Origin of the sequence: Aeromicrobium sp. (assembly GCF_014378035.1) — a bacterium.
Lineage (GTDB): Bacteria > Actinomycetota > Actinomycetes > Propionibacteriales > Nocardioidaceae > Aeromicrobium.
Window position 1 is genome coordinate 1 of the sequence record NZ_JACMOM010000394.1, and the last position, 9,221, is coordinate 9,221.

Here is a 9,221-nt window from a genome sequence, read left to right on the forward strand (position 1 = left end):
ATCTGGAGGCGCTCCTCGATCGAGAAGAGGCCGCGCTTGTTCTCGTTGACCAGCACCGCGACGACGACCTCGTCGAAGAGCCGTGCCGCACGCTCGATGATATCGAGGTGACCGTTGGTCACGGGGTCGAAGGAACCGGGACACACGACCTTGGTCATGTCAGTGACCGTACCAAAGTGTTGTGTCCCCGTACGCCTTGTGGCGGAGAGGTTCGACACCCTCGGGCCACACGAACGGGTCACGGGTGGCGCGTTCGACGACGAACAGGGCCTCGGGCTCGGCGAACGACTTCTTGATGATCGCCACCAGTGCAGCGACCTGCTCAGTCGGCACTGCGTACGGCGGGTCGACCAGCACGAGGCCGAACGCGTCTGGCGGTGAGTCGCGCAGATATCGCTCGGCCGTCACCCGGGTCACGCTCGCGTGTGCGCCAAGTGCCTTGATGTTGTTCCTGACCACCACCGCGGCCCTGGCGTCGGACTCGACGAACTCCGCTGAGGCCGCACCCCTCGACAGCGCTTCCAGGCCCAGGGCACCGGAGCCCGCGAACAGGTCGAGCACCCGCAGGTCGTCCCCCAACCCCCCGAGCTCGGACTCGATGGACGAGAACATCGCCTCACGCACCCGGTCGCTCGTGGGTCGCGTGCCATCACCCTTGGGTGTCTCGATCCGGCGTCCGCCGTAGGTGCCGGCAATGATGCGAGCCATGTGCGCTCCAGGTAGTCGGCCTGCTCGGAGTGCTCGAGCTCATGGACCGCGGCGGCCAGCGCCGGCTGGGTGGTGAGCGTCGGGTCTGCGGCGACGACGCCGTTGGCCGCCTCGCGAGCCTCCTCGATGACGTCGCCGTCCTTGACCACCGACAGCAGCCGCAGGCTCGACCGCACACCCGACTGACGCGCGCCGAGCACGTCGCCCTCACGCCGCAGCTCGACGTCCAGACGTGACAGCTCGAAGCCGTCGGTGGTGGACGCCACGGCGTCGAGCCGGTCGCGGGCGGGCGAGCCGTCCTCGGTTGCCGTGACAAGGAGACAGAGACCCGCCTCGGAGCCTCGTCCCACCCGTCCGCGCAGCTGGTGCAGCTGGGACACGCCGAACCGGTCGGCGTCCATGACGACCATGACGGTGGCGTTCGGGACGTCGACGCCGACCTCGACGACCGTGGTGGCGACGAGGACGTCCAGATCGCCCGACGCGAAGGCGTTCATCGTGGCGTCCTTGTCGTCGGCGCTCATCCGACCGTGAAGACTGCCGACCCGCAGGTCGTGCAGCGCTCCCCCGTCGAGCTCTTCGCGCAGCTCGAGCAGCGAACGGGTTTCTTTGACCTCACCACCCGCGTCGTCGTCGCCCTCGCCGATTCGCGACACGACGACGTACGCCTGCCGGCCCTTCGCGACCTCCTCGCGCACGCGCTGCCAGGCGCGGTCGAGCCACGCCGGCCGCTCGGCCACCGGGATGACGGTGGTCTGGATCGGGTGGCGACCCGCGGGCAGCTCGCGCAGGGTCGACACCTCCAAATCACCGAACACCGTCATCGCGATGGTGCGCGGGATGGGCGTGGCCGTCATGACGAGCACGTGCGGGGTGACGTCGGAGCGGTCGACCAGGGCGGCGCGCTGCTCGTCGCCGAAGCGGAGCTGCTCGTCGACGACCAGCAGCCCCAGCTCGGCGAAGGAGACGTGGTCCTGGATCAGCGCGTGCGTGCCGATGACGATGCCGGCCTCGCCTGACGCGGCGTCGAGCAACGACGTCTTGCGCACCTTGGCACCCTGTGACCCCGTCAACAGCCGAACGCGCGTGGCACCGTCGGCGCCGCCCAGCATTCCGCCCTTCGCGAGGTCGCCCAGCAGTGCCGTGATGGCCCGGAAGTGTTGCGACGCGAGCACCTCGGTGGGCGCGAGCAGCGCGGTCTGGGCACCAGCGTCGATGACCTGGAGCATCGCCAGGAGTGCCACGACGGTCTTGCCCGAGCCGACCTCGCCCTGCAGCAGCCGGTGCATGGGGTGCGTGCGTGACAGGTCGGCCGAGACCTCGTCGATCACCGTCTGCTGCCCGGACGTCAGGGTGAACGGCAGCTGCTTCTCGAAGCGCTCGCGCAGGCCGCCGGCGACGAACGGGCGCGCGGTGGCGCGGTCGTGCTCGAGCGCGGCGCGGCGCTGGGCGAAGACCATCTGCACCACGAAAGCCTCCTCGAAACGGAACCGGTCCTGCGCCCCCTTCCAGTCGTTGGCGTTGCGCGGCCGGTGGATGGCCTCGAACGACCCGGCGAGATCATGGAAACCCCTCGACCCGCGAACATCCTCGGGCAGAGGGTCATCAAGCGGCCCGACAGCGTCGAGACAGAGCTCGACGCACTGCGCGATCTTCCAGCTCGGCATCTTGGCCGTCGCGCGGTAGAGGGGGATGATGCCCCGACCCAGCCTCCCCGAGGTGTTCGTGGGGTCGTTGGTGTTCACGGGGTCGCTGGTGTTCATGGGGTCGTCGGTGTTCACGGAGTCGTCGGTCTCACGAATCGGCTCGAAGTCAGGATGGGTGAGCTGCAGCTTGCCGTTGAACTCGCTGACCACGCCTGCCGCGAGACCGAGCGACTCCGGGTGCATCGACTTCAGCCGCCATGCCTGCTGGAAGAACGTCAGCGTCAGCCGCCCCGTGCCGTCGGTGACGATGACCTCGGTACGGGTGCGGCGACCGCCCGGGCCGAACGAGTAGTTCTTGACCGAGTCGACCCGCGCCATGATCGTGACGTGCTGCCCGACCTCCAGACGCGAGAGGTCAGTGAGCTTGCCGAGCTCGGCGTAGCGGCGCGGGTAGTGCCGCAGCAGGTCACCGACGACGAGCATGCCGAATGCTGAGGTCAGCGGCTTGGTGGTCTTGTCGCCGAGCACGTTGACGAGCTTGGTCGAGAGGTCGACCATCACTCGACCGCGATGAACAGCGGGTAGGCCTCCTGGCCGCCTTCATAGACGACGAGGTCGACGTCGGGCCGCAGGGTGCGCAGGTATTCGGAGATCGACTCCTCGATCAGGCCCTCCGCACCGTCGCCCACCACGACAGTGACCATCTCACCCGCCGGTGACAGGATGCGGTCGATGACCTCGTAGGCCACCGCGAGAATGTCCTGGCCCACGACCGCGAAGTCGCCCGCCACCACGCCCAGCACGTCGCCGACCTCACACGGGCCGACCATCGTCATGCCGGGTTCGGTGGCGATCGTCACGGCACCGTGCTGCGTGTGTGCGGCTGCGCTCGACATCGCCACGACGACCTCGTCGAACCCCAGGCCGGGGTCGTGCACCGCGAGCGCGGCCAGGCCCTGCACCTGCGCGTTGGTGGGGATCACCGCGACGCGGATGCCGTCCTGGCGGGCCGCCTGGGCCGCCGCCTCGAACTGTCGGACGTAGCGGGAGTTGTTGGGGAGCACGATGATCTCCTCGGCCCCCGCCTCCCTCAGCGAGGCACTCATCTGCGCGATCGTCAGCGGCCGGGACCGGGTGAACTCGAGCGGTTGGGCACCGGCCGCGCGGCTCAGCGCGGCGAGGCCGTCGCCGGTCGTCGCGGAGATGACGATGCGGCCCTTGCGCGGGCCCCGCGAGATCTGGTCCGCGAAGTGGGTGACCGTGATGCGGTAGGGACGCCCGGCAGCGATGCCGGCCTCGACGGCGGCACCGACGTCGTCGACGTGCACGTGGACGTTCCACAGCCGATCGCCGCCGACGATGACGAGCGAGTCGCCGAGCGGGAGCAGAGCGGCGCGCAGGGTCGCGATGCTGTCGTCGTCGGCGTCGAGGAGGTACATCACCTCGTACGAAGGACCATCAGCGCTGAGGTCGTCGCCACTGGCGGGGGTGGGCACGGGGATGGCCCGGTCGACCCGCTCGGGGACGCGCCCCGTGAGCGCGTGCTCCGTGGCGTCGAGGACCACGACCAATGCGCGCCCACCGGCGTCGACGACCCCTGCACGGGCCAGCAGCTCCATCTGGTCGGGGGTGCGGGCAAGGGCCTCACGAGCCGCGCGAGCAGCCCTGCCGAAGACCGTCCGACCGTCGACCCCGGCTTCGGCGGCCTGGGTCGCACCCTCTGCTGCGGCCTTGGCCACCGACAGGATCGTGCCCTCGACTGGTGCGCCCACGGCGGCCCAGGCCGCTTCGGAGGCGGCGATGAACGAGCGGGCGACGGCAGCCGCGGTGACCTCGTGGCGGAGGTCGAGATCGCGGAAGCACGCCCTGACGAGCTGGGACAGGATGACGCCGGTGTTGCCCTTGGCGCCGGTCAGCAGCCCGTCGACGTGGGCCTTGACGAGTTCTGGGAGCTCGGTCTCGGGGCCCAGAGCGTCGACGGCGTCGGCCCCGGAGGCGAACGTGAAGTAGGCGTTCGTGCCGGTGTCGCTGTCAGGCACGGGGAACACGTTGAGTGCGTCGATCTCAGCCCGTGTCGCCGAGAGAGCCCCCGCGCACAACTGTGTCCACGCCCGGAATGCCGTGGCGTTGAGGGTGAGGCCCATGGGGCGAGGCTATCGGTCAGGGGGGCCCGGTCAGCGGACGTGCCATGCTGATTCGCGTCGGCGTCGGGTCATCGGCTATTCTTGAGCGGTTGTCCCCGGGCCTGCTGGTCGCGGAGACCTCCCCATCGTACGAACGTTCATTCAAGCAACCAGAGTCAACAGGAGTTCGCCGTGGCAGCGGTCTGTGATGTGTGCGGCAAGGGACCTGGCTTCGGCCACAACGTCTCCCACTCGCACCGACGCACCAAGCGTCGTTTCGATCCCAACATCCAGCGCGTTCGCGCTGTCATCAAGGGAACCCCCCAGCGTGTGAACGTCTGCACGTCATGCCTCAAGGCTGGCAAGGTCTCGCGCTAGCCGCACCCGTCTGGCTCGGCGCAGCTCTCCGGGACATGCCATGGCCCACCTGTCATGGCAGAGTCTTGTCGTGACCAACGAGACCACGACCAGGGGTCATGGCTTCACCCGCGACGCACTCTGCGACCTCGATGGTGTCGGGGTCGCTGCTGCTGTTGCCTCCGGTGAGATCAGCGCGCGTGAGGCGGCCGACGCCGCCATCGCTCGCGCCGAGCTGCTGAACCCGACCCTCAACGCCATCCAGCTCGCCGACTTCGAACGTGGACGCTCTCGTGCAGACGTCCCCGTACCCGGTCTCCTGTCGGGGGTGCCGACGTTCCTCAAGGACAACACCGACATCGCCGGGCTGCCGTCCGACCAGGGCTCGCTGGCCGTGAACGCCCGGCCCGCCAAGGCCAATGCCGCCTTCACCGACCAGCTGCTGTCGGCGGGGCTGACGGTGCTCGGGAAGTCGACGATGCCGGAGTTCGGCTTCAACGCCAGCACCGAGTACGCCACGCTGCCGCCTACCCGCAACCCGTGGAACACCGGCTACTCCGCAGGCGCCTCCTCAGGTGGATCGGCCGGGCTCGTCGCGTCGGGCGTCGTCCCCATCGCCCACGCCAACGACGGAGGTGGCTCGATCCGCATCCCGGCTGCTGCGTGCGGGCTCGTGGGCCTCAAGCCGACGCGCGGGCGGGTCGTGCCGGCCGCCGAGGCTGCCACGCTCCCGGTCGACATCATCTCCAACGGTGTCGTGTCGCGCACGGTGCGCGATACCGCCCACTTCATCGCCGCGACCCAGGCCTATCTGCCGGCCAAGGGTCTGCAGCCGCTCGGGCTCGTGGAAGGACCGTCGGGCCCACGCCTGCGCATCGGGCTCATCACCGATTCGGCGACCGGCGTCCCCATCGACGAGGAGACACGTGCCGCCGTCCTCGCCACGTCCGCGCTGCTCACGTCGCTGGGTCACGACGTCGTCGAGGTGCCGATGCCCATTGAGAAGTCGTTCCCCGAAGACTTCAAGCACTACTGGGGCCTGCTGGCCTTCTCGACCCAGTACTTCGGCCGCAAGGTCATGGGCCCCGACTTCGACCGGACCCTCACCGACCCATTGACCCGTGGCCTCGCCCGGCGCTTCCTCCGGCAGGCGTGGCGCACCCCGTTCGCCATCCGGGGACTCAAACGGTCTGAGCAGGTCTACCGGAAAGCCTTCACCAACATCGACGTCATTGTGTCGCCGACCCTCGGCTACGTGACACCCAAGCTTGGCTACCTCTCGCCCGCCGTCGAGTTCGAGGTGACGTTCGAGCGACTCGTGCAGTACTGGTCGTTCACACCCCTGAACAACGCGTCCGGGGGCCCGCCATCTCGCTGCCCCTCGGACGCTCGGCCGCCGACATGCCGATCGGTGTGCATTTCTCTGCCGATCACGGCGACGAGCAGACGCTGCTCGAGCTGGCCTTCGAGCTCGAGGCAGCGCAACCGTTCGCGCAGATCCAGGCGTGAGCGACCATCCGCCGGCCCCCGGTCGGGTCGTGCTGCGTCGCCTCGCGATCGGCGACGAGGAACAGATCACGGAGGCGGTCGCCGAGTTCGACGCCGAGGGCCGTCAATGGTCGTACCGCCACCGGCCCGACCTCGCGTGGCCCGACTACGTCGCGCTGGTCAACGGCTGGGAGCAGGGCCACGACCTGCCTGACGGCTTCGTGACGCATGCCGATCTCGTCGCCGAGGTCGACGGTGTCATCGTCGGACGCTCGTCGATCCGCTACGAGCTCAACGATTTCCTGCGCGCGCAGGGCGGGCACATCGGCTACGCGGTCCGCCCGCACCACCGCCGGCGTGGCCACGCCACCCAGATCCTCCGCCAGTCGCTCGAGGTGCTGCGCGCCCGCGATGTCACGCCCGTCCTGGTCACGTGCGACGACACCAACGTCGGCTCCGCGCGGGTCATCGAGACCGTCGGAGGAATCCTCGAGAACGTGGTGCCGGGCGAGCCGGGCATGCCGTCCAAACGTCGCTACTGGTTCACCTGAAGTGCTGGTGACCGGCGGGGCCTATGTAGGCAGCACCGTCGACCGTCAACCCGTCGCCCTCGCTGACGAGGCCGATGCGGGTCCAGCCGCTGGGCAGGTCGGCCTGCGAGCTGAACGTGGCGACCAAGGCGTAGTCGTCACCACCGGTGAGCATGAAGGTGAGGGCGTCGACGCCCAGTGCATCGCTCACGGCTGCGACCGACTCCGGCACCACAAACGCAGAGGAATCGAGATTGATCGCCACGCCACTGGCCTCGGCGATGTGACCGAGGTCGGCAACCAGCCCGTCGCTGACGTCGGTCATCGACGTTGCACCAGCCCCTGCCGCCCGCGGTCCAGCCGCGTAGGGCGGATGTGGCACGCGGTGCGCGTCGACGGCAGCCTTGGGTGAGCGGAACCCGCGGCTGAGCGCGGCAAAGCCCGCACCCGCAAGGCCGAGATGCCCGGCGAAGGCGACCACGTCACCCGGCAGCGCACCGGTGCGGCGCACAGGGCGCACGGCGTCACCCATCGCGGTCACGGCCAGGATGATCTTGTCGGACGCGGTGACGTCGCCGCCGACGATGTGGGCGCCGACGTGGGCACACTCGACCTCGAAGCCACGAGTCATCTCGATGGCCCACGACACCGGCAGATCAGCCGGCGCCCCGAATCCGATCGTCAGCGCCGTCGCGACACCGCCCATGGCATTGATGTCGGACAGGTTGCACGCCGCGGCCTTGCGTCCGATGTCGTGGGCGGACGACCAGTCGCGGCGGAAATGGCGACCCTCGACAAGCAGGTCGGTGGAGACAAGGAAAGTCCCGTCGTTGGTCGACACGTGAGCGGCGTCGTCGCCCGGGCCCAGCAGGACATGCCGGTTGTCGCCGATCTCGGTGGCCAACCTCGCGATGAGTCCGAACTCCCCCAGCTCGCCGATCGTCTGGCCGCCCTCGGCACCGGAGTCCATACCGGCATTGTGTCGCAGGCAGGTCGTGGCGCAGCCGGGAGCCCTCCAATCGACGATGATCCGGTAGCGTGGGACAGTCCCGTCGAAACAGCGCACTGCCGTTGAGACAGCGCATTCCCGTTGCAACCCAAGGAGCCCCGATGGCCGTCCAGGCATACATCCTCGTCCAGACCGAGGTCGGCAAGGCTGCCGACGTCGCCACGGCGATCGCCGCCATCGACGGCGTCACCCTCGCGGAGGACGTCACCGGCCCTTACGACGTGATCGTCCGCGCTGAGGGTCCGACGGTCGACGAGCTCGGTGCACTAGTCGTCACCAGGGTCCAGGGCGTCCCCGGCATCACCCGCACGCTGACGTGTCCGATCGTGCGCATCTGAGGCGTGAATCCTCTTCACCTCCCGCCGATCATCGCCGTGCTGCTGATCACCGCAGGATGCGGCGGGGGGCTCGCGGTGGACACCTACCCCACGACGCCGGGCACCAAGGTCGACTGCAAGGCACTGTTTGCTGATGGTCCGCAGAAGGTGGCGGGCCAGGACCAGGTCTTTGTCCACGACGAGAACGCGTCCGCGTGGGGCGACCCCGCGATCGTCCTGCGGTGCGGCGTCGACAAGCCCGATGGCCTGACGCCATCGAGCCAGTGCAACACGGTGCGCGGCATCGACTGGCTGGCCGACACCACGGCCGACGGCTACCTGTTCACCACCATCGGGCGCAAGTTCTTTGTCAGCGTCGAGGTGCCCAAGGAGTACGCCCCCGAGGCCGATGCCCTCGCCGACGTCGCCGACGCGGTAGCCAAGCACGATCCGTCGATCAAGCCCTGCGTCTAGCAAGCCCTGCGTCCAGGTTCGCCCCGCTTCTGGCCTGACAGGGCCCAGGTCAGCGCAGCCCGGTGTCGCGGCGCAGGGCCAGCTGGATGAGCCGGTCGATGAGCTCGGCGTATGTCACGCCGCTCGCCTCCCACAGCAACGGAAACATCGAGAACGGCGTGAAGCCCGGCATGGTGTTGATCTCGTTGATGACGAGGCCGTCGGCGGTGTCGAAGAAGTCGACGCGGGCCAGCCCCTCGCAGCCGACAGCCTCGAAGGCCTGCACGGCGTAGGCACGGATGCGCTCGCGGAGGGTCTCATCGATGTCGGCGGGCACCATGTTGGCGCTCGTGCCGTCGAGGTACTTGGCCTCGAAGTCGTAGAAGTCATGGTCAGACTCCTGCGCAACGGTGATCTCGCCAACGACGCTCGCGACCGGCTTGCCGTCCGGCTGCTGCATCACGGCACACTCGAGCTCGCGCTTGCTGCGGGCACCTGCCTCGACGATGACCTTGGGGTCGAACTCCCGCGCCTTGTCGACGGCGATCTCGAGCTCGTCCCACGTGTTGACCATCATGACGCCCGAGCTC

The 9,221-nt window shown here is 68.9% G+C and carries 8 protein-coding genes and 3 pseudogenes; 5 read left to right on the plus strand and 6 right to left on the minus strand.

The window, feature by feature from the left end; all coding sequences use genetic code 11:
* From H7290_RS20830 to H7290_RS20845, 4 genes and pseudogenes are all read right to left on the minus strand, one after another.
* On the minus strand, positions 1-158 hold a 158-nt coding region (locus tag H7290_RS20830), incomplete at its 3' end, for an adenylyltransferase/cytidyltransferase family protein (RefSeq protein ID WP_290515938.1).
* Between the two features lies 1 nt (position 159).
* The gene (gene rsmD, locus H7290_RS20835; protein WP_290515930.1) at positions 160-708 is read right to left on the minus strand and encodes a 16S rRNA (guanine(966)-N(2))-methyltransferase RsmD; all 549 of its coding nucleotides are present in this window, start codon (positions 706-708) and stop codon (positions 160-162) included.
* A gap of 14 nt (positions 709-722) precedes the next feature.
* Positions 723-2,912 (minus strand): annotated as a pseudogene (gene recG, locus H7290_RS20840) (ATP-dependent DNA helicase RecG); the annotation flags it as partial.
* Positions 2,912-4,498: a DAK2 domain-containing protein gene (locus H7290_RS20845; RefSeq protein WP_290515931.1), complete on the minus strand. Its 1,587-nt coding sequence runs from the start codon at positions 4,496-4,498 to the stop codon at positions 2,912-2,914. The pseudogene recG and the gene H7290_RS20845, both read right to left, overlap by 1 nt.
* 171 nt (positions 4,499-4,669) lie before the next feature.
* Here H7290_RS20845 and rpmB point away from each other — a divergent pair, with 171 nt between their 5' ends.
* The 3 genes and pseudogenes from rpmB to H7290_RS20860 all read left to right on the plus strand — a co-directional run bounded on the left by rpmB (position 4,670) and on the right by H7290_RS20860 (position 6,873).
* Positions 4,670-4,855: a 50S ribosomal protein L28 gene (rpmB, locus tag H7290_RS20850; protein ID WP_290515932.1), complete on the plus strand. Its 186-nt coding sequence runs from the start codon at positions 4,670-4,672 to the stop codon at positions 4,853-4,855.
* A gap of 40 nt (positions 4,856-4,895) precedes the next feature.
* A pseudogene (locus H7290_RS20855) lies at positions 4,896-6,155 on the plus strand (amidase); the annotation flags it as partial.
* A gap of 217 nt (positions 6,156-6,372) precedes the next feature.
* Positions 6,373-6,873, plus strand: coding sequence for a GNAT family N-acetyltransferase (locus H7290_RS20860; RefSeq protein WP_290515933.1), 501 nt, complete (start codon positions 6,373-6,375; stop codon positions 6,871-6,873).
* Here H7290_RS20860 and H7290_RS20865 read toward each other — a convergent pair.
* Positions 6,866-7,822, minus strand: coding sequence for a thiamine-phosphate kinase (locus H7290_RS20865; protein WP_290515934.1), 957 nt, complete (start codon positions 7,820-7,822; stop codon positions 6,866-6,868). The two genes, H7290_RS20860 and H7290_RS20865, sit on opposite strands and share 8 nt — an antisense overlap.
* Positions 7,823-7,962: 140 nt before the next feature.
* On the opposite strand from H7290_RS20865, the gene H7290_RS20870 reads away from it, so the two are divergent.
* Together H7290_RS20870 and H7290_RS20875 are read left to right on the plus strand one after the other, a co-directional pair.
* Positions 7,963-8,199: an Lrp/AsnC ligand binding domain-containing protein gene (locus H7290_RS20870; RefSeq protein ID WP_290515935.1), complete on the plus strand. Its 237-nt coding sequence runs from the start codon at positions 7,963-7,965 to the stop codon at positions 8,197-8,199.
* A 3-nt stretch (positions 8,200-8,202) separates the two neighbouring features.
* Positions 8,203-8,652 carry a DUF3515 family protein gene (locus H7290_RS20875; RefSeq protein ID WP_290515936.1) on the plus strand — a complete coding sequence of 150 codons (450 nt, stop codon included), beginning with the start codon at positions 8,203-8,205 and terminating at the stop codon, positions 8,650-8,652.
* Between the two features lie 49 nt (positions 8,653-8,701).
* On the opposite strand, the pseudogene H7290_RS20880 reads toward H7290_RS20875, so the two are convergent.
* Positions 8,702-9,221, minus strand: a pseudogene (locus tag H7290_RS20880) (ATP-grasp domain-containing protein); the annotation flags it as partial.